The sequence below is a fragment of the Mesorhizobium sp. M8A.F.Ca.ET.208.01.1.1 genome, from assembly GCF_004791315.1.
In the GTDB taxonomy this organism is placed as follows: Bacteria; Pseudomonadota; Alphaproteobacteria; order Rhizobiales; family Rhizobiaceae; genus Mesorhizobium.
This window is the reverse complement of the sequence record NZ_SRUT01000002.1, coordinates 1-17,932: the sequence shown is the minus strand read 5'-3', so window position 1 is coordinate 17,932 and position 17,932 is coordinate 1. Positions and strand designations below refer to the sequence as shown.

The window sequence follows — 17,932 nt, the reverse complement described above, 5'->3', positions numbered from 1 at the left end:
CATGCTTCTGACCGCTATCGTCATTGCCCAGATACTGGATCCGCTCAGGATCGTGCTGATCGCGATCGCCTATTTCCTCAGCCTCAGGGTCAAGCAGCCAAGCGTGGGCTGGCTTGGGCTGGTGGCGGCAATTGTCATCATCGCCATCTTCTATCCCTTCGTAATTCTTGGTCAGTCCGGCGATATCGCCTGGATGAGCGGCGCGGTCGGCGTGATATCGAACGCGTTGATAGCGGCGGTCGTGGCCGGGCTCCTGGGTCTCCAACGCCGTTTCTTCTGATCGTCAGTGCGGTTAGAGGCGCTTAGTCCTCAATTGAACCACAGCGCGAAGGTCAGAAACCCGCCGCCGCCGAATTCGCGCTGGATCAGGTCGAAATCGTCGCTGGTCAGGATCTTGCCGGTCTCCAGATAGGGTGCGATGCCGGGGCCGGTGATCGACAGTACGAGGTCGAAGGGCTTCGGCTCGTCGAAGAAGCGCTTCATGTTGATGCCCTTGCCGGTGATGCGGAAATGCGGCAGCAGCGCCCGGCCTTCAAGCAAGTCCTCGGCCATGGTCAAGGTGGCGAGCCAGGCCTGGACCTGCTCCTCGCCGACTTCGAGGCCGGTGAGCCGGTTTTCGCCCTTCTGCTGCGGGCCGGGCAGCCATTCGCGGTCATTGTCGGTCTCGGCGCGGATCGCTTTCCAGTCCTCGCGCGACAGCCGGATCATTTCGAGCAGCTCCTGGCGCGCCGCCTTGCGGCGCTCCGGCTCGATCACCGGCCAGTTGATCATGTGCACCATCGAGATGAAATCGGCGATGCGCCATTCCGAGGAGAACATGTTGCCGCCCATCTCGCTGGGCGGCGGCACGAGGATGTCCTGCAATGGCAGCTTGGCGCGCGGGAACAGCATGTGGAACGAGCCGTCGAACGTGCCCCTGAAATCATGCGCCAGCCAGAAATCGGCCTGCGCCATCAGGAACTCGGCATAGCCCTGCAGCCAGTAGCCGTCGGCGCGGTCGAAGCGGAAGGTGAGCGCCGGTGCGGCGCCGTCTGGCGCCATGCCGCCGTGCGACAGCGCCGCCATGATCGCAGCCATGCTTTCATCCGGTGCGATCGTGCCGTCCTCGTTGAGGTCGATGCCGACATGGGTGAGGTCGATGACCATGCCGATATCGGCGTCGGCCGGCACCGAACCCAGCGTCGCCGCGGACTTTGCCAGCCGGTCGCGGAAGGCGACCAGGATGGAGCGGAACTCTTCGTAGGTCAGCGGCTCGGGGTTGGGGTTTGTCGGCACCGGCAGCTGCATCAGCGGCAGCATGAAGGATTGCGGGCTCTCGAAGCCATGGCGGTGCAGGCCGCTCGCCAGCAATTCCAGTGCGGTGAAGAACTCGCCGGCGCCGGCGGCATAGGCCGAAGCCGGATCTTTCGGCGCAGCCGCTTCCAGTGTCGACAGGGCGCCGTCGCGCGCGGCCACGGTCTTGGCTTCGAACAATGCGGTTGCCGCTTCGGGCATGGCGGCGTTAGCCGAACACAACGGTACAAGCAGCATAAAGGCTGAGGCCAGCAGGCTCGCAACTCGTTTCATGTTCCCCCTCCAGGTGCGTTTCGCGCCGGCGACCATACACGAATTTGCCGTCCGCCGTCTGCCGGTCTCGGCGCATGATTGTCGCCGGATGGCTTCAACACGCCGGACGGACGGTCTACACAGGGCAAGCAAATTGGGCATCGCGTGTCGAACTATCCGCTTTCCTACAAACTGTCCTGGCTGCCGCGGTTCCTGAAGCCGTCGCTTGGCGGCGACGCCAACGGGTTTGCCCCGGCGGCGGGGACGCCGATGGATCCGCCGCCGGGACAGACTGTGCGGCTGGCCTTCGTCGGCGACATCTCGGCCGTGGCCAACCGCAGCGCGCCGGCGTGCGATCCGGCGATCAAGGCGCTGCTCGGCACTGCCGACCTGGTGATCGGCAATTGCGAAAGCCCGATCGTGGACAAGCCAAGTGCCGTGCTGGGGACCAAGCTCGGCACGCATCATGCGATGAGCGAACGCTTTCTGGTGGAAGCATTGGCGGCGGTCGGGATCGAGCGCGAAAAACTCGTGCTGTCGCTGGCCAACAATCATGTGTTCGACCAGGGTGTCGCCGGTTTCGACGCGACGGCGGCCACGTTGAGGCTGCTCGATATCCGCACCATCGGCCTAGCCGCCACTGGCCCGGTCGAACGCTTCGCGGTCGGGCCGATCGCTCTCGGCTTCGCCGCTTTCACGCTCTGGCGCAACGCCGACGAAAGCCTGTTTGCCGGCCGCGTCTTGATGGAAGGCGATCCGGCGCGCTGGCCGCGCGAGGCGAGCGCGGGGATCGATCTCCTCTGTGCGGTGCCGCACTGGGACTGGGAATTCCGGCATTTTCCGCGTGCCGGAACGCGGGCGCTGGCGCGGCGGCTGGCCGGGCACGGCGTCGGGCTGATCGCCGGCCATCATGCCCATGTCGTGCAGCCGGTGCAGCGGATCGGCGAGGCGATCGTCGCCTATGGGCTCGGCGACTTCCTCGGCACCGCTTTTGCCCGCCAGCCATGGCCAGGGCGTATCGGCGGGATTTTCATCGTCGACGTCAGTGCTGAAGCGCAGAAGCGCGGCAGGGTCGCCGCCTATCGGCTGCTTCCATTCATGCGGCTACGCGTGGGCGACCATGAGCGGCTGGTGTCGGTGGACGGATTGGAAGGTGGAATGCGGCAAAAGGTCGAGGGTCGGCTGAGGGCGATCTTCCCTTCTCCCACAAGGTGAGAAGGGAAGATCGCTCTATCCGGCTGGCGCCGTTCCTGCAAAAGCAGCTATCATAATGGCGCAAAGCGGGCTTCGGCGGCGGGGGATGGCGATGGAAACAGCGGATTTCATGCCGGGCGCGGCAGCTATCGCGGCCATCAAGAAGGACATCGGGACATACGAAGCGACAAGGGCCTCGGTCGCCCGCAGGGTCAAGTGGCGCGTCCCATTGTTCGTTGGCCTGGTGGTCGTTTTCGTCGCGCTCATTGCCTGGCTGTTCAACAAGGTCGCCGATCCCCACGAGCAATGGTTCTCGACGCCGCATGTGTTTCTCTATGTCATAGGCTTCGCCGCTTCGGTCCTGCTCTATTTCCAGGCCATGAAACCGGCGACGCGGCTGCAGCAATCGTTCCGCGACACGCTGCTGCCCATCATTTTCGGTTTTATCCGCGATGTGCACTACCAGCACGGCGGAAGGCCGAACTCCTTCGACCGGCTGCCGCGCGAGACGGTCGGGCCTTTCAACCGGCAGTCCTTCGACGATGTCGTTTCCGGACGCTACGAAGAGTTTCCGTTCGAGCTTTACGAGACGGAATTGCGGGAAGGGAACGGCAAGGGTTCGTCGACTGCATTCAAGGGTGTCATCGTCGCCTTCGAGGCCGTCCAGCCGTTCCCGGGAATCCTGGTGGCGACGCGGCGAACCAATGCGGTCGTCGGCTTTTTCCGTGGCATGTTTGGGTCCAAGCTGCAGGACCTGTCGTCGGGGGAGCCTTTTCTCGACGCCGCCTATGAATTCCGCACCGACAATGTCGAGGCGGCGCGGCCGCTGGTGACCGGGCGGCTGGCGCAGGCGCTGAAATGGCTCGGCGAAACCTGGCCGGACGAGCCGGCGCGTGTCGCGCTCAACGGCAGCGACGGTTTTCTGCTTCTGCCGCAAGCGAAGAACTTCTTCGAACTGCCCGCCATTTCGGTGCCGCTGGATTACCAGACCCATGTCGCGCCGATGATCTCCGACATGGGCGCCATGCTGGCGACGGCGGCCTTGGTGAGGAAGATCGGTGTGAGGGACGGGGCGATCTGATCGGCCGAAGCAGGCTCAGCAGTCGAAGCCGTATTTGCCGCGCATATAGTCCGCCTCTTCCTTGGACATTCTCTTGAACATCACACAGACGGTGAAGCTGCCGACCTGATGGCCGTCCCTGGTGTATCCCCAGTCGGAAATGTCGTCGCGCGTGAATTCTATATTCTGACCGAGCACGACGTTATGCACTTCTTCCGGTTCGTTCGCCAATATGCCGACAAATCCGGTCTCCGTGCGGCGAAACGGCATGACCCAGAAGTGTTCGGTGACATTGCCGTCACGCACTTTGACCTTCAGTTTGAACCTGTCGGTGCCGGACGGAGGTGTTTCGGACAAGGCCAGGAATTCATCCAGGCCGGCGAGGGCTCGCGCGGTCGCCGACGCCATGTCGGGATCATCAGGAGCAAAGATGATCGTGCTGTCGTCACCCGGATCGGCGCCTTGCGCGCCAGCCAGGCCCGGCAAAATCGCTAGCATCAGGGATAGCGTGGTCCGGACGGCGATTTTCATGGAAGCCCCCCCTTATCACAAGCGCGACACCATCCCGCATTCGCTTCGAGTTTGCAACCTGAGCGCGAAATTGCTCTCCGCCAAATGGGAGGCTCGAGCCGGCCCCGCGACATAAAATGTGTACCGATGAAAAATCGAAGTCCTGTTTCGTGATGCGGCCGGGAAGGGATTGCGGCGGCCGCGTGATCGCCGGCGGCGCGAGCCACAATCCGTCAAACGACTCTTTTCGTGCGGAGAAGAGGCTTCCATCTGGACGGGAAAGCTGTCGGCATCGGAGGGCTTGGAGGCTATTGTGTCGGAATTAAGCCAATGATTTCCTTTGCGAAAATTCATTCAACGTGATTTGCCGATGGCGCGCTTTCCGCTCCAGTCTCGGGCCGTTCGGTGCTGCCTCTCCCAAGCGGTGCCGGAAAACCGAAACAGCACGGAGTGCTATCCATGAAGAAGACCCTCGCAACCACCGCCGTTCTGCTCGCCTTTCTCGGCACGGCCTATGCCGCGACCGTTCAGGGCACTATCCAGGCGGTCGATCCGACAACCAAGTCGGTCACCCTCGACGACGGCAAGATCTACCAGCTGTCGCCCGATGCGTCGGTCGGGAAATTGAAGGTCGGCGCCAAGGTGGCGGTGACCGTCGACGACAAGACCGGCATGGTGACGTCGATCAAGAAGGCTTCATAGAGACTCCTGATCGGACTTTTGAGACCCTGCTCCAATCTGGCCGGTTCCTTCGGGGATCGGCCATTTTCATGACCTTGGACACGCACCGCCGGGCGTCGACGGTGGCGAAACGCCGTTCCGGCAGCGCTGCTATGGTTTTTGCCCAGAGGCCGCGCTATTCCTTGGCTGCGGGGGATCTGCATGGCCGAGGAACAAAAGGGATTTCGCCTGTCGCGGCGGCTGCTTCTGGGCGCGGCTGTCCTTGGCGGCGCCGTCCTGTGGGGCGGCACCACCGTGGCGCGGCTGGCGCGAGGCCCGTCAGGGCCGAAGAACACCGGACGCATCGCCGATATCGACGGCATCGCGCTGCCGCTGAAGCCGATCGACAACGCGCCGGCCTTCGATCCGTCGCTGCCCTGGCTGGCAAAAGGCGGCGACATAAACGATGCCAGCGGCCTGTCGAGGACGCCGGTCTATGGCGTGGTCGAGGTCAGCGAGGAAGAGCATATTGCCAAGGCGCTGGCCTTCGCGCGCGCCAACGGGCTGAAAGTGTCGCTGGCGGCCATCCGCCATTCGATGGGCGGGCATGCCTTCGACGACAATGCGCTGGTTCTCGACCTCAGACCGTTCAACAAGGTCACGGTGGACGCCGCGGCCAGGACAATGACCTTGCAGCCGGGCGCGCGCTGGCACGACATCCAGACCATGCTGCATCCGCGCTTCGCGGTGAAGGCGATGCAGTCGACCGATATTTTTTCGGTCGGCGGTTCGCTGTCGGTGAACGCGCACGGCATGGACCATCAGGCGGGCTCGGTGGCCGGCTCGATCCGCTCGATGCGGGTGATGCTGGCCGACGGGTCGGTGACCACCTGCTCGCCAGCCGACAACAGCGAGCTGTTCCGCCATGTCGTCGGCGGCTACGGCCTGTTCGGCGTGGTGGTGGAGGCGACGCTCGATATCGTCGACAATGCCGTCTACCGCACCTCGCGCGAGATCATCAAATCCGACGACTTTCCGAAATTCTTCGCCGAGGTGCTGGAACCCAACAAGGACATTGGCCTGTTCTACGGCCATCTGTCGACGGCGCCGGGCAATTTCCTTGAGGACATGATCGTCTACCGCTACGACAAGGTGGCGGAGCAGCCGCCGGCGGACCAGCCGGCGCTCGGTGAACCCGATGGCGTCGGCCTGAAGCGGGTGATCATGAACATGGCCAAGTGGGGCAGCGCGTTCCAGGAACTGAAATGGTTCACCGAAAAGACGCTGGAGCCGAAATTCGAGAGCTGCACGGTGCCGCGCAGCTCGGCGCTTGCCCAGGGCGAGGCCTGTCTCGTCACCCGCAACAACCCGATGCACGATTCGGTGCCGTATCTGTTCAACGACCTCATGAACAAGACCGACATACTGCACGAATATTTTATTCCTCGCGCAGCCTATGTCGAGTTCATCGCAGAAGCGCGCGAAATCCTGCGCAACCAGGATCTGCCTGTCCTCAACGCCTCGGTGCGCGTCGTCCACAAGGAGGATGTGGCGCTGACCTACGCGCCGGAGCCGGCCTATTCGCTGGTGCTCTATATCAACCAGCCGGCCGATGCCGATGGCAATGCCAGGATGCGGGCGCTGACGCGGGCGCTGATCGACGTGACGATCAAGCATGGCGGTCGGTTCTTCCTGCCCTACCAGCTGCACTATACGGGCAAGGAGCTGCTGGCGTCCTATCCCGAACTGCCGGCCTTCCTGGCGGCAAAGCGGCGCCATGACCCGACGGAACTGTTTTCCTCGACCTTCTACCGTGCCATCAAGGCGCTGAGCGGGGTGGTATAAGAAGCAGTTCCAGGAAAAGTGTGAAGCGGTTTTCCGTCCGGAACTGCTCAGGAATAGAGCAGGAGAACAGTCAATGCGCATGGTATCGGCGGCAGCCCTCACTCTTATCGCGCTGTGCGCTGGATCCGCCGGAGCCGAGGACCTCAAGGCCTTCAAGGTGACGATCGACGGCAAGGCGGTTGATATCGACGCCGGCGAGAGCACCCATGTGACGCTGCCGGACGGCAGACAGGTCGAAGTGAAGCTCGACAAGAACGATTTCGCCACCTTTTCCGGCGGCAGTTTCTCCTTCAACCATCCGAGCGGCATTTCGGTGACCAAGAGCGATCTCGGCGAGAACATCACGCAATATCTGATGGCCTCGGCGCTGGGCACGATCGTCGTGGTGCAGGAATACGGCGAGATGAACCCGGTGTCGCTCAACCAGCTGATGCTGCAGGAGATGACCAAGGAATCGGTGCAGGCAGGTGCCGCGCTGACGCAGCAGCCGACGACGCGCAAGCTTGCCGACGGCAAGGAATTGACCGGCATCACCGCCGAGGTGAAGACCCGCACCGACACCGCTTATTTCGAAATCGTCGGCTACGGTCGCGCCGACCAGGGGCTTTTGTTCATCACGCGCGTCGCCGGCGAGGATGCGGCGACCGAGAAGCCGCTGATCGACAAGTTCTGGCAGAGCCTGAAGCTGAAGATGTAGGCTGTGCCTAGAGCTTGCTCGGCACCAGGCCGGCCAGCCAGTTCACCGAGCGCTTTGCCGCGTCGGCGGTTGCCGAGGCGGCGCGGCCGAGATCGGTCTTGACCACGGCGTAGCCGTTCTTCGTGCGATAGAGGACGCCGGTTCCGCCATCCACCACCTGTTCATATGCGACGGGCCGGGCAGCGGCCGCGTCCAAGGCCGTCGTCGGCGATCCGACGGGCACGCTCGGCCGATGGCTGAGCTCCGGCGGCAGCGGGCTCTCCGTTCTGACGATCTTGCTGGCGGGCTTCAGTTCCGGGCCTGACGCGATCGCGGCCAGGTGCGATGAGGACGCCGAACCCTTGGTGCGGCAGATGCCGGACACCAGCGGATAATTGAAATTGCGCTCGTGCAGGATCTGGCTTTTCATCGCGGCTTCGCAATCGGCGATGGTCGACCACTTGGCCGGCGTCTCGCCGATATATTCGCACAGCTTGGCGTCGCAGTCGCAGCCGACGATGGTCATGGCGACAAGGGCGGTCTTGATCACGGTCTCGTCCCTTCGAGATGCCCCCCGGCAGCCCAGTCAGGTGCGTGCCGCGTTCCAGGCGACATGCAATTCTCCATTGCGCGCGAACAAGGCGGGATTTTGGCTTCAACCGTGGAATGTGCGTGACGGCGCGTGCCTACCAGCTGCCCGGGAAGATCCGTCTGAGGAAATTGGCGATCAGCCGCACCACGTCGTGCGGGCGCTCGACCTGTGGGATGTGGTTGACGCCATCGAGGACGGCCAGTTCGGCGTGTGGAAACAGCGAGGCGATCTCTTCGCCCTGGGCCAGCGGCGTGGTCGAATCCTCTCGTCCCCAGATAACGAGAACCGGCGGTGTGAAGGCGCGATAATTCGCCTTGTTGGCGGCAAGCGATTTCCGCTCGTCATTGTAGAGGCCGCTGAACAGCCAATGACCGACGGCATTGGTGGTGCCCGTGACATTCAGCGGGCGCGTGTAGATGGCGATGCGCTCCGCCGTGACCAGATCATCGTTCTCGATGAACTGGCGCAGACCGAACCCGGTCATGAGCGGATTGGTGAAGGTCGAGGCGGTCAGGAGCTGGCGTGGCCAGTCCCTTTTCAGGAGAGATGCGAACGGTGGGGCGGGCGCCTCGGTCTGGCCGAGGCCAATCGCCACGTCGAGCAGGATCAGCGCATCGATGCGATCCGGGGCCGAGAAGGCGGCTTCGATCACGCCTCCGCCACCATAAGAGTGGACGCCGATGCTGAAATGGCGAAGGCCGAGCGCGTCGGCAAAGCCAAGGACACGCCTGGCGTGAGCGGCGCGCGAATAATCCTGGTCGGCCGGTCTTTCCGAATAACCGAAGGGCGGCATGTCGACGGCGATCACGCGAAAGCCCTGTTCACCCAGGCGTGCTGCGATATCGCGGTAGGTTTCGGCCCACGACGCCGTACCGTGGAACAAAAGCAGCGGCGGCCCGTCCGGCGGCCCCCAGACCTGGTAGTGCATCTTCAGCCCATCGACCGTCGCGAACAGGGCTCCCGCCGGCGCAGCCTCCTGTGGCGACAGCGTCTCGCGCCAGGCCGCCGCGCCGCGAAAGCCGACGAGCACCACCATGATCAGCACGAGCAGCGTGAACGCGAGCCAGCCGACAATCCGGATCAGTCAACGCATGGCAGGGCTGTCACCTCAGTAGTCGTAGACGTGTTCGAGCCTGGCGCCGGCCTTGATCAGCGACGGCAGCACCAGATGCAGCTTGCGCACGGCCACGACCATGCCGGTGCGGCGCGTCGAGGGATCCGCCGGGAGCGGATAGCTGAACAGGATGCGCATGCCTTCGGGAATGGCGATCGCGTCGGTCGACAGCGCCGTGACCATGATCTCGTCATTGCCGCCGATCTCGACGAAGGAGACACCCTTGTCGATCAGCCGCGGGATCATGTCGGTGAAGACCTGATAGCGCTTGGTGACGAAGACGGTGCCGTCCGGACCCAGGTCCCGTTCCAGCAAGGTGTCGGGCTCGTTGCGGGTGGCCTCGCCGACCGGCCCCTTGGCCCAGACATGGACATTGAGGAAGGCCGGGTCGGAGGTCGCCGCCAGCGCCTGCTTGATCAGATCGGCATAGCCTTGCTTGATGGTGTCGGCGAGGCCGAAGGCGAGCTTGCGTTCGCTGGTGCGGATGGAACTGTCACCAGGCGCCGGCTGCACGGCAAACAGCCCGGCGCGCTTTTGCGCGTAGGGGAACTGGTACCACGGCACCTGGTCGAGAAAAGCTGCATAATCCGCCGCCACCTTGGCCTGGTAGATGTCGGCGGCGGTACGCTTGGTCGATGCCGCCTCGGTGATACGGCCGACCGTGTTCTCATAGGCCCATTGCAGGATATGCTCGATCGAATGGCTGGTGCCGATGATGACCAGCATCTGGTGGTTGGCGTAGTTGAACTTGTAGGGGGAACTGGCGCGGATCACCGTCGCGTAATCCTGCCAGAAGCGGCCGACATAGGACCAATAGGGAAAGCCGCTTGGCTGGTCCTTGGCGACGAAACCGGCATATTCGCGCGCGGCGTAGACGATCGCCCATTCCGGATAAGTGAGGAAGGTCGATTCCTCCGGCCGCTGGTAGCCGGGAATTTCGGCGCGCACCTTGTCGGCCAGCGCCTTGGGCGGCGCCCCGTCGGCAATACCGGGCAGCGGCGTCCTGTCGAGTGACGGCGTGGTCAGGAAGCCATAGGCAAGCCCGGCGATGGGGATCAGGATGACGATGACGATCAGCCAGAGGATCGTCTTGACGATGCGCTTTATCAAGCGGAACAGGAACATGGCCGATCAGGCCGTGGCGAAGTGGTCGTAGATGCGCTTCGACAGCCAGAAGCCGATATAGACGGCGATCCCGCCGATGACGATGTGCGGCAGGTTGGCGAAGAAGCGGGTGGGGAATTCGATGTCGTTGAGGGAGCGGAAGCCGTTGATGAAGATGCCGGCATCGAGGCAGCCCGAGCCGGTGACCAGTCCGAGCACGCCGTCGAACAGATAGACCGAGCCGAACAGCTTGAAATAGAACACCGACTGGCGGTGCGAGATGAAGGCGGCGGCCAGCGCCCAGACGCCTGAAAAGGCATGCAGCAGGTCGTCATACCATTGCAGGGAGAACAGGCCGAACAGATTGCCGTCGGCATCGTTGAAGGCCGGAATGTAGCCGATGGCCACGACCGCGAAGAACAGGAACGCGTAGGTGATGGCAAGCTTCTGGATCAGCGTCATGAAGTATCCCCCTCCGAAAAGCCCGTTGCAGACGGACTCTGACGACGCAGCGATACTAACCGATTTTGACGCGCGGTGAAGCGGCGCCCGCAACTTCGCCGGGAAAGGACTTTGCGAGGGTTAAGAAAGACAGTCGGCGCCGGGATTTCTCCCAGCGCCTCCCTGTCAGATCAGGACACGGTCGCGGCAGCAACTTCCGTAAAGTCGTCGCGCCATGCCGGCCTTGATTTTGACGGTCCTGCCAGAAGCCACCCGAAGGCAGCATCCGTTCCAGACCACGCTGGTCTTGGCCCTTGCGGGCTTTGCCCTGCGTGCCATCGAAGGTTTTTGCCGTCCTTCATGGCAGCATCGGTCCGCCGTCGGCGTTGGCACGCTTTCCGCGGCCCCGTAGGTCTCGGCTACCATCCCTCGAACAGGCAAGCCTGGTCTCGATCCGGGCCGTACGGGCCTCAGGAAATCCGCCTTTCACTTCGCCTTTCGGCTTGGCGATCGGTAGCCGCCTGAGATGGGTTGAACTTACGCCGGGTAAGGGGTTTGGGGAATGGCCGCGCCCCTGTGGATAGCGGGATTATCGGGGACCGATGCCAGAAGCCAGGGAAATTCAAGCGCGAACACCTTAGACAGCCTGCCCCGCTTTTTCGGCGAACGAACCGATGGTGCCCCTTGCCCTGCCGACAGGCGCGGGTTTCAATGCTGGCAAACGATCGGGGCCGGCAAAGGATCGGGTTGGCGCCTTCCGGGGGAGGAAAAGCATTGAAGGTCGGGGTGGTGCTCAATCCGATTGCCGGCGGCGGCCGGCTGAAACGGCATTGGCCCGATGTCGCCGCCGCGCTGAAAAAGCACTTCGGCGATTTCGAATTGCGCGAGACCCAGGCCGAGGGCGATGCCGAGCGGCTTGCGCTCGATCTCGCCGCAAACGGCTTCGACCTGGTGATCGCGGCCGGTGGCGACGGCACCGCGAGCGAAGTGGCCGACGGGTTGCTGCAGGCCCGCGAGGAGGGCGGCAGGACAACCGAACTCGGCCTCCTGCCGTGCGGCACAGGCATCGATTTCGCGCGCGGCCTCGGCCTGCCGACGGAGATCGACGCGACGCTGAAGCGGATTGCCGAAGCCAAGCCAAGGGCGGTCGATGCCGGCCGTATCTGCTATATCGACGAGCATGGCGCGCTGGCCAGCCGCCACTTCATCAACATCGCCAGCCTTGGCCTGTCGGGCGCCACCGACCGCGCCGTCAATGCCGACAAGCGCAAGGGCAGGATGTCGGCCAAAGCGCTGTTCCTGTGGCGCACCGTGGTCGAGTTCGTCCGTTACCGCTTTCAGGACGTGCAGATTACCGTCGATGACGGCGACCCGGTCGAGGCGCGCATGGCGCTGGTGGCGGTGGCCAACGGCAAATTCTTCGGCGGCGGCATGATGATCGCGCCGGATGCGGAGCTGGCCGACGGACAGTTCGACATCGTCATCCTGCGCGCGGCGGGCAAGCTGAAGCTGATCTGGGATATCAGGCTGCTCTATGGCGGCAGGCACCGCAACCACCCCGCGATCACCATCCTGCGCGGCCGGAAAGTGGTGGTCGAACCGCTCGGCGACGTCGAGAAGAATGGCGCGCTGGTCGATATAGACGGCGAGTCGCCCGGGCGGATACCCGCGACCTTCGAGATTTTGCCGGGGGCCCTGACGCTGAGATATTGAATGAAGGCGTTGAGCGGGGTGGAGCGTTCCCATAGCGCTGCAACGGTGCTGATTCTGCTCCGTCGCATTCTTTGGCCAAGGTCACGGCATGGATCCTCGGGTCAAGCCCGAGGATGACGAAGGGAAGGGGTGCTTCTGCCGATCGCCGAGACGTGCAGCGTGATCGAAACTCTCTCCCGATAACCAGTCGGGATGTTCCAGCTCTGATTCAAGTTGTTGAGGCCGTGATTCCAGATGCTTGCCCAACGCCTTGATTTCATTGGCTGGTCTGCCGGGATCACATCTCCAATCTGGCCGGAAAACCAGGCGCGCGCAGGTCGGTACCGACAGCATCTTCCAGCAATTTGACGATCTGCGTCGACCACGCTCCGCCGCCATAGGCTGCCTTGCCCTGCTGAAAAATCGCGTTGACCCGCGATGCAAGCTCAAGCGGCACGCCCGATTGTTCGCCCATGGCGAGCGCGAAGCCGAGGTCTTTCAGCGCCAGGTCCATGGTGAAGCCGATGTCGTAGGAGCCGTTCAGCACCAGCTGGCTTTCGGTTTCGTGGACGAAGCTGTTGCCGGAGGAGGCAACGATGGCGTGGTAGCATTGCGCGAGGTCTAGCCCGCCCCGCTTGGCCAGCATCAGCGCCTCGCCGGCGGCGACCAGATGGATGAAGGCCAGCATGTTGGTGATGACCTTGATCACCGCCGCCGAGCCGATCGGGCCCATCAGAAACGACTTGGCGCACATCGCTTCGATGGCTGGGCGGTGGCGCTTGTAGAGGGCCGCATTGCCGCCGACCAGCGCGGTGATCTTGCCCACCGCCGCCAGATGCACGCCGCCGGTGACCGGGCATTCCAATGTCTCGACGCCCTTGGCCGAGGCGAGGGCGGCAAGCCGCAAAATCTCGTCGCGGCCGTTGGTCGACATCTCGATCCAGGTGCCGCCCTTGGGCAGGCCTTCCAGCAATCCGCCCGGGCCGGCCAGCACTGCCTCGCTGACTTTTGGTGAAGGCAGGCAGCTTATGGCATTGCCGGCGCGGGCGGCGGCCTCGGCGGGACTGCCGGCAGCCGTGGCGCCGAGCGCGACAAGGCGCTCGACGGCGGTGGGGTCGCGGTCGACAACGGTAACGGCAAAGCCGTTGCGGATCAGGCTGGCGGCAAGGTTGCCGCCGAGATGGCCAAGGCCGATGAAGGCGTAGCTTTCGCTCACGGCATCAGCGGCATCTGCATCATCTGCAGATGCAGGTCCTTGCCGGTGTAAGGATGCGCGTCGCAGACCGCCTCGTTGAGCTCGACGCCGAGGCCAGGCTCCTTCGAGGGGATGACGTTGCCGTCCTGCCATTCGATCTTCTTCTTCAGCAGCGTCGCGTGGAAGCCGTCCCACTGCTTCAGCGATTCCAGGATCAGGAAGTTCGGCAGTGTCACCGCGAGCTGGATGTTGGCGGCACCGACGATCGGCCCGCAATAGCAATGCGGCGCGACCTGGATGTGGTAGGCCTCGGCCATGGCGGCGATCTTCTTGGTTTCGAGAATGCCGCCGGAGCGGCCGAGGTCCGGCTGCAGGATGGTCGCGGCGCGGTTCTCGATGACGCGGGCGAATTCGGACTTGGTCGTCAGCCGCTCGCCGGTGGCGATCGGGATCGAAGTCGCACGCGCCACCTGCGCCATCACTTCGGGCATGTCCGGGGGCACCGGCTCCTCGAACCACAGGGGGTCGTAGGGTTCGATGGCGCGCGCCATGCGCAGCGCGCCCGATGCGGTGAACTGGCCGTGCGTGCCGAACAATATGTCGGCGCGGGTGCCGACCGCCTCGCGGATCGCCTTGATCATGCGGGTGGAGACATCGATGTCGACGAGGCGCGGCTGATGACCGTCGAAGGCGGTGTAGGGGCCGGCCGGGTCGAGCTTGACGGCATTAAATCCCTGCTCGACATATTCGAGCGCGCAGGCTGCGGCCATCTCAGGGTCGTTGTAGACGTTCCTGCCATCGGGCGCGTCCTCGGAATGGACGCTGCCGGTGTGGGGGTAGAGATAGGTGTAGGAGCGCAGCGTCTCGTGCACCTGGCCGCCGAGCAGCTTGTAGACCGGCTTGTTCGCTTCCTTGCCGACGATGTCCCAGCAGGCCATTTCGAGTGCCGAGAAGCAGCCCATGCCGGAGACGTCGGGACGCTGGGTGAAGCCCGAGGAATAGGCACGGCGGAAGAAGTTTTCGATGTCGTGCGGATCGCGGCCGATCAGATAGCGCTCGGCCATGTCCTCGATCATCCTGGCCGTGACATGGGCGGAGAAGGTGGCATTGTAGGCTTCGCCATAGCCGACCACGCCGCCGTCGGTGGTGAGCTTGACGAAGATGAAATATTTGCCGCCGATGCCGGGCGGCGGGTTGCCGACAACCCAGGTCTTGACGTCGGTGATCTTCATGTGTGGTCCTCCAGAACCAGTTCGGCGCCCTTCCACCCGGTCATGACCGAGGCGGCGTTGGTGTTGCCGGTGATGTTGTCGGGAAAGATCGAAGCGTCGATGACGCGCAGGCCTTCAAGGCCATGAACTTTCAGGCGCGGATCGACGACGGAGCGCGAGGGGTCGGGCCCCATGCGGCAGGTCGAAACCGGGTGATAGACGGTCCCGGAGCGCTTCCTGAAGTCGGAGATCAGGTCGGCGTCGGACTGGATCGACGGGCCGGGCAACACCTCCTCGGCGATGATCTCGGCCATGGCCGGCATCGAGGCGATCTTGCGCACGAATTTCACCGCCGCCAGCATCTCGTCGACATCGGCATTGGTGGAATAGGCGTTGGCGACGATCTTGGGATAATCGAGCGGGTTCCTGGAGCGGATCATGATCTCGCCCCGGCTCGACGGGCGGCAATTGGACAGGCCGATGGAGAAGCCCGGCCATGGGTCGGGCGTCAGGATCGGACGCTCGCCGTTTTTCGGGATGAGGGTCGAGAAGGCCTGGAAATAAAGCTGCATGTTGGGCCGCGAGAAGGCCGGATCGGTGCGGAAGAAGCCGCCGCCGTGGTTCATCGACAAAGACAGCGGGCCGGAGCGCGTCAGGATGTACTGCATGCCGACCAGAAGCTTGCCCCACCAGGGCCGCAGGATCTGGTTGAGCGTTGGCAGCTTGCCCTTGAAGGTGTAGTTGATGCCGACATGGTCCTGCAGATTGGCGCCGACATTCTCGTTGGCGTGCACGACCGGGATGCCCAAGCCTTTGAGCAATGTCGCGGGGCCGACGCCGGAGAGCTGCATGAGCTGCGGCGAGTTGATCGAGCCGGCGGAGAGGATCACTTCGCGGCCGGCTCGTGCCGTCCTGGTCTCACCGTTGCGCAGATATTCGACGCCGACGGCGCGCTTGCCTTCGAACAGGATGCGGCTCGCCAGTGCGTTGGTCTCGACGCGGACATTGGCGCGCTTCATCGCCGGGCGCAGGAAGGCGCGGGCGGCCGACATGCGGCGGCCGTTCTTGGTCGAGATCTGGTAGATGCCGACGCCTTCCTGGGCAGCACCGTTGAAATCGGGGTTGAGCGGCAGGCCGGCCTGCTGGCCGGCGGCGAGATAACGCTTCGTCAGCGGGTGGACGGCGTTCGTGGTGTCGCTGATGTGAAGCGGGCCGCCGGTGCCGCGCCATTGGTCGGCGCCGGCCTCATTGTCCTCGAGCGCCTTGAAGGCCGGCAACAGATCGTCATAGCCCCAGCCGGGATTGCCGGCGGCGCGCCAGTCGTCGAAATCCTCGCGCGCGCCGCGGATCCAGACCATGGCGTTGATCGAACTCGACCCGCCGAGCAGCTTGCCGCGCGGCCAGTGGTCGACATTGCCGCCAAGGCCGGGATCCGGCTCGGTCTTGTAGTTCCAGTTCACCGTGGGATCGAAGAAGGTCTTGCCGTAGCCGAGCGGCATCTGCACGTAGAAGCGACGGTCGCTGCCGCCGGCCTCCAGCACCAGCACGGAGAAACGGCCCGAGGCCGAGAGCTTGTCGGCGAGCACCGAGCCGGCCGAGCCGGAGCCGACGATGATGAAATCATAGGTCTGCATGATGGAAATGGGCGGCTCCTGAAAACAGGGCGCAGCCTAGACGCCACGAGTTCGCCGCGTCGCCGCGCCTTCCGGCATCGGTTGTGAAAAAAGCGACTGGTCTATCCGGCCGGGTTGTGGGGAATACCGACAATCGCGCTTGATATGCATGGGGTCGACGGACTATGCGGGGACATCGGCCACTCTGCACAAGGCAGGAGAACCCATGCGTGTCCTGTCGGATGCTTTCATTCCCGAACTGCCGGGCTATTACCGGGGCAAGGTCCGCGAAAATTACGACCTGGCCGACGGCAGGCGCATCATCATCGCCACCGACCGTCTCAGCGCCTTCGACATCATCCTGACCTCGATCCCGTTCAAGGGAGAGATCCTGACGCAGACGGCGCGCTACTGGTTCGAGGAAACCGCCGACATCTGTCCGAACCATGTGCTGGAATATCCCGACCCCAACGTCGTCGTTGGCACAAGGCTCGACATCCTGCCGGTCGAGATCGTCGTGCGCGGCTATCTGGCCGGGACCACCAGCACCTCCATCCTGACCCGGTACAAGCGCGGCGAGCGGGAGATGTACGGAATGCGCCTGCCGGACGGCCTGCGCGACAATGAGAAGCTGGCCGAACCGGTCATCACGCCGACGAGCAAGGCCGCCGATGGCGGCCATGACGAGCCGCTGTCCAGGGCCGAGATCCTGGGGCAGGGCCTGCTCACGCCGGCGCAGTGGGAGACCGTTTCGAGCTACGCCTTGAAGCTGTTCGCCCGCGGCCAGGCGCGCGCCGCCGAGCGCGGCCTGATCCTGGCCGACACAAAATACGAATTCGGCACCGACAAGGACGGGACGATCATTCTCGCCGACGAAATCCACACGCCCGACAGCAGCCGCTACTGGATCGCGGCGAGCTACGAACAGGCGCTGGCTGATGGCACGCGGCCGGAGAGCTTCGACAAGGATTTCATCCGCTCGTGGGTGGCGGCGCGCTGCGATCCTTACAAGGATCCGATCCCGAGGATCCCGGACGAGGTCGTCGAACAGGCTTCGCGTGTCTATGCCCAGGCCTTCGAGGCGATTACGGGCAAGGCATTCGTTCCCGACCTTTCCGGGGATACGGTTCTCGATCGTATCCGAGCTAACCTTGCAGATTATTTTTGAGAGGTGCGTCTCTCAGCTAGCGCCTGGTCTTACGCCGCGCAGTCGACCCCCACTCCGTCGAGCTTCGCTCGACACCTTGCCGGGGCGAGCCGCGGGTCTCGCCCGTCCTTCGGACCCCCCGATCGACGGGGAGAGGAAAGGCGCGAGCTTGCCCGGCCGGGCTCCCTTCCTCTCCCTCCGGAGGGGGGAGAGCGACTATCTGGGGTGTCAAGTTGCATTTGCGAATTCGCTTCTCGCGTCGCGTGCTTTTGCGTTGAGGATGACGAGAAGTTTTCTGGCGAGTGCGATGCGGATGAGCATTTTGGGCTTTCC

17 protein-coding genes and 1 pseudogene are annotated in these 17,932 nt (G+C 63.7%); 8 read left to right on the top strand and 10 right to left on the bottom strand.

Going from position 1 to position 17,932, the window contains the following annotated elements:
• The first annotated feature begins 1 nt into the window (after position 1).
• On the top strand, positions 2 to 280 hold the full coding sequence (locus EN851_RS10565; RefSeq protein ID WP_135929191.1) for a hypothetical protein: 279 nt from the start codon (positions 2 to 4) through the stop codon (positions 278 to 280).
• A 29-nt stretch (positions 281 to 309) separates the two neighbouring features.
• On the opposite strand, the gene EN851_RS10560 is transcribed toward EN851_RS10565, so the two are convergent.
• A complete protein-coding gene (locus EN851_RS10560; protein WP_135929190.1) occupies positions 310 to 1,566 on the bottom strand; it encodes a hypothetical protein in 1,257 nt (418 codons plus the stop codon).
• 144 nt (positions 1,567 to 1,710) lie between these two features.
• On the opposite strand from EN851_RS10560, the gene EN851_RS10555 reads away from it, so the two are divergent.
• Positions 1,711 to 2,760 carry a CapA family protein gene (locus EN851_RS10555; protein ID WP_135929189.1) on the top strand — a complete coding sequence of 350 codons (1,050 nt, stop codon included), beginning with the start codon at positions 1,711 to 1,713 and terminating at the stop codon, positions 2,758 to 2,760.
• Positions 2,761 to 2,851: 91 nt separating this feature from the next.
• Positions 2,852 to 3,820: a DUF3137 domain-containing protein gene (locus EN851_RS10550; protein ID WP_135881185.1), complete on the top strand. Its 969-nt coding sequence runs from the start codon at positions 2,852 to 2,854 to the stop codon at positions 3,818 to 3,820.
• Positions 3,821 to 3,835: 15 nt separating this feature from the next.
• Here the strand turns inward: EN851_RS10550 and EN851_RS10545 are convergent, their stop codons facing one another.
• Complete coding sequence (locus tag EN851_RS10545) at positions 3,836 to 4,330, bottom strand: DUF2314 domain-containing protein (protein ID WP_135881184.1); 495 nt, start codon at positions 4,328 to 4,330, stop codon at positions 3,836 to 3,838.
• 438 nt (positions 4,331 to 4,768) lie between these two features.
• Here EN851_RS10545 and EN851_RS10540 point away from each other — a divergent pair, with 438 nt between their 5' ends.
• The 3 genes from EN851_RS10540 (at position 4,769) to EN851_RS10530 (ending at position 7,511) form a co-directional block, all read left to right on the top strand.
• Positions 4,769 to 5,011, top strand: a complete 243-nt coding sequence (locus EN851_RS10540; protein ID WP_135929188.1) for a DUF1344 domain-containing protein — start codon at positions 4,769 to 4,771, stop codon at positions 5,009 to 5,011.
• 180 nt (positions 5,012 to 5,191) lie between these two features.
• The gene (locus tag EN851_RS10535) at positions 5,192 to 6,814 is read left to right on the top strand and encodes an FAD-binding oxidoreductase (RefSeq protein WP_135929187.1); all 1,623 of its coding nucleotides are present in this window, start codon (positions 5,192 to 5,194) and stop codon (positions 6,812 to 6,814) included.
• 73 nt (positions 6,815 to 6,887) lie between these two features.
• The gene (locus EN851_RS10530; protein WP_127873622.1) at positions 6,888 to 7,511 is read left to right on the top strand and encodes a hypothetical protein; all 624 of its coding nucleotides are present in this window, start codon (positions 6,888 to 6,890) and stop codon (positions 7,509 to 7,511) included.
• 7 nt (positions 7,512 to 7,518) lie between these two features.
• Here the strand turns inward: EN851_RS10530 and EN851_RS10525 are convergent, their stop codons facing one another.
• From EN851_RS10525 to EN851_RS10510, 4 genes are all read right to left on the bottom strand, one after another.
• Positions 7,519 to 8,040: a hypothetical protein gene (locus EN851_RS10525; protein WP_135881182.1), complete on the bottom strand. Its 522-nt coding sequence runs from the start codon at positions 8,038 to 8,040 to the stop codon at positions 7,519 to 7,521.
• A 136-nt stretch (positions 8,041 to 8,176) separates the two neighbouring features.
• The gene (locus EN851_RS10520) at positions 8,177 to 9,118 is read right to left on the bottom strand and encodes an alpha/beta hydrolase (RefSeq protein ID WP_135929186.1); all 942 of its coding nucleotides are present in this window, start codon (positions 9,116 to 9,118) and stop codon (positions 8,177 to 8,179) included.
• Between the two features lie 72 nt (positions 9,119 to 9,190).
• Positions 9,191 to 10,321: a hypothetical protein gene (locus tag EN851_RS10515; protein WP_135929185.1), complete on the bottom strand. Its 1,131-nt coding sequence runs from the start codon at positions 10,319 to 10,321 to the stop codon at positions 9,191 to 9,193.
• 6 nt (positions 10,322 to 10,327) lie between these two features.
• Positions 10,328 to 10,762, bottom strand: coding sequence for a DUF4383 domain-containing protein (locus tag EN851_RS10510; protein WP_135929184.1), 435 nt, complete (start codon positions 10,760 to 10,762; stop codon positions 10,328 to 10,330).
• A gap of 753 nt (positions 10,763 to 11,515) precedes the next feature.
• On the opposite strand from EN851_RS10510, the gene EN851_RS10505 reads away from it, so the two are divergent.
• Positions 11,516 to 12,454 carry a diacylglycerol kinase family protein gene (locus EN851_RS10505; protein ID WP_135929183.1) on the top strand — a complete coding sequence of 313 codons (939 nt, stop codon included), beginning with the start codon at positions 11,516 to 11,518 and terminating at the stop codon, positions 12,452 to 12,454.
• Between the two features lie 277 nt (positions 12,455 to 12,731).
• On the opposite strand, the gene EN851_RS10500 is transcribed toward EN851_RS10505, so the two are convergent.
• The 3 genes from EN851_RS10500 to EN851_RS10490 are packed head-to-tail and all read right to left on the bottom strand — an operon-like array spanning position 12,732 to position 16,473.
• Positions 12,732 to 13,649, bottom strand: a complete 918-nt coding sequence (locus EN851_RS10500; RefSeq protein ID WP_127279783.1) for an NAD(P)-dependent oxidoreductase — start codon at positions 13,647 to 13,649, stop codon at positions 12,732 to 12,734.
• A complete protein-coding gene (locus tag EN851_RS10495) occupies positions 13,646 to 14,860 on the bottom strand; it encodes a mandelate racemase/muconate lactonizing enzyme family protein (protein WP_127279782.1) in 1,215 nt (404 codons plus the stop codon). The genes EN851_RS10500 and EN851_RS10495 overlap by 4 nt, the downstream gene beginning before the upstream one ends.
• Complete coding sequence (locus EN851_RS10490) at positions 14,857 to 16,473, bottom strand: GMC family oxidoreductase N-terminal domain-containing protein (protein WP_135929182.1); 1,617 nt, start codon at positions 16,471 to 16,473, stop codon at positions 14,857 to 14,859. The genes EN851_RS10495 and EN851_RS10490 overlap by 4 nt, the downstream gene beginning before the upstream one ends.
• A 205-nt stretch (positions 16,474 to 16,678) precedes the next feature.
• On the opposite strand from EN851_RS10490, the gene EN851_RS10485 reads away from it, so the two are divergent.
• A complete protein-coding gene (locus EN851_RS10485) occupies positions 16,679 to 17,620 on the top strand; it encodes a phosphoribosylaminoimidazolesuccinocarboxamide synthase (protein ID WP_135929181.1) in 942 nt (313 codons plus the stop codon).
• 207 nt (positions 17,621 to 17,827) lie between these two features.
• On the opposite strand, the pseudogene EN851_RS37820 reads toward EN851_RS10485, so the two are convergent.
• A pseudogene (locus EN851_RS37820) lies at positions 17,828 to 17,932 on the bottom strand (IS110 family transposase); the annotation flags it as partial.

Coding starts and splice junctions, on each gene's coding strand:
- EN851_RS10485 (WP_135929181.1), top strand. CDS start 16,679: ATGCGTGTCCTGTCGGATGCTTTCATTCCCGAACTGCCGGGCTATTAC.
- EN851_RS10540 (WP_135929188.1), top strand. CDS start 4,769: ATGAAGAAGACCCTCGCAACCACCGCCGTTCTGCTCGCCTTTCTCGGC.
- EN851_RS10495 (WP_127279782.1), bottom strand. CDS start 14,860: ATGAAGATCACCGACGTCAAGACCTGGGTTGTCGGCAACCCGCCGCCC.
- EN851_RS10560 (WP_135929190.1), bottom strand. CDS start 1,566: ATGAAACGAGTTGCGAGCCTGCTGGCCTCAGCCTTTATGCTGCTTGTA.
- EN851_RS10510 (WP_135929184.1), bottom strand. CDS start 10,762: ATGACGCTGATCCAGAAGCTTGCCATCACCTACGCGTTCCTGTTCTTC.
- EN851_RS10490 (WP_135929182.1), bottom strand. CDS start 16,473: ATGCAGACCTATGATTTCATCATCGTCGGCTCCGGCTCGGCCGGCTCG.
- EN851_RS10520 (WP_135929186.1), bottom strand. CDS start 9,118: ATGGTGGTGCTCGTCGGCTTTCGCGGCGCGGCGGCCTGGCGCGAGACG.
- EN851_RS10515 (WP_135929185.1), bottom strand. CDS start 10,321: ATGTTCCTGTTCCGCTTGATAAAGCGCATCGTCAAGACGATCCTCTGG.
- EN851_RS10545 (WP_135881184.1), bottom strand. CDS start 4,330: ATGAAAATCGCCGTCCGGACCACGCTATCCCTGATGCTAGCGATTTTG.
- EN851_RS10565 (WP_135929191.1), top strand. CDS start 2: ATGCTTCTGACCGCTATCGTCATTGCCCAGATACTGGATCCGCTCAGG.
- EN851_RS10550 (WP_135881185.1), top strand. CDS start 2,852: ATGGAAACAGCGGATTTCATGCCGGGCGCGGCAGCTATCGCGGCCATC.
- EN851_RS10535 (WP_135929187.1), top strand. CDS start 5,192: ATGGCCGAGGAACAAAAGGGATTTCGCCTGTCGCGGCGGCTGCTTCTG.
- EN851_RS10530 (WP_127873622.1), top strand. CDS start 6,888: ATGCGCATGGTATCGGCGGCAGCCCTCACTCTTATCGCGCTGTGCGCT.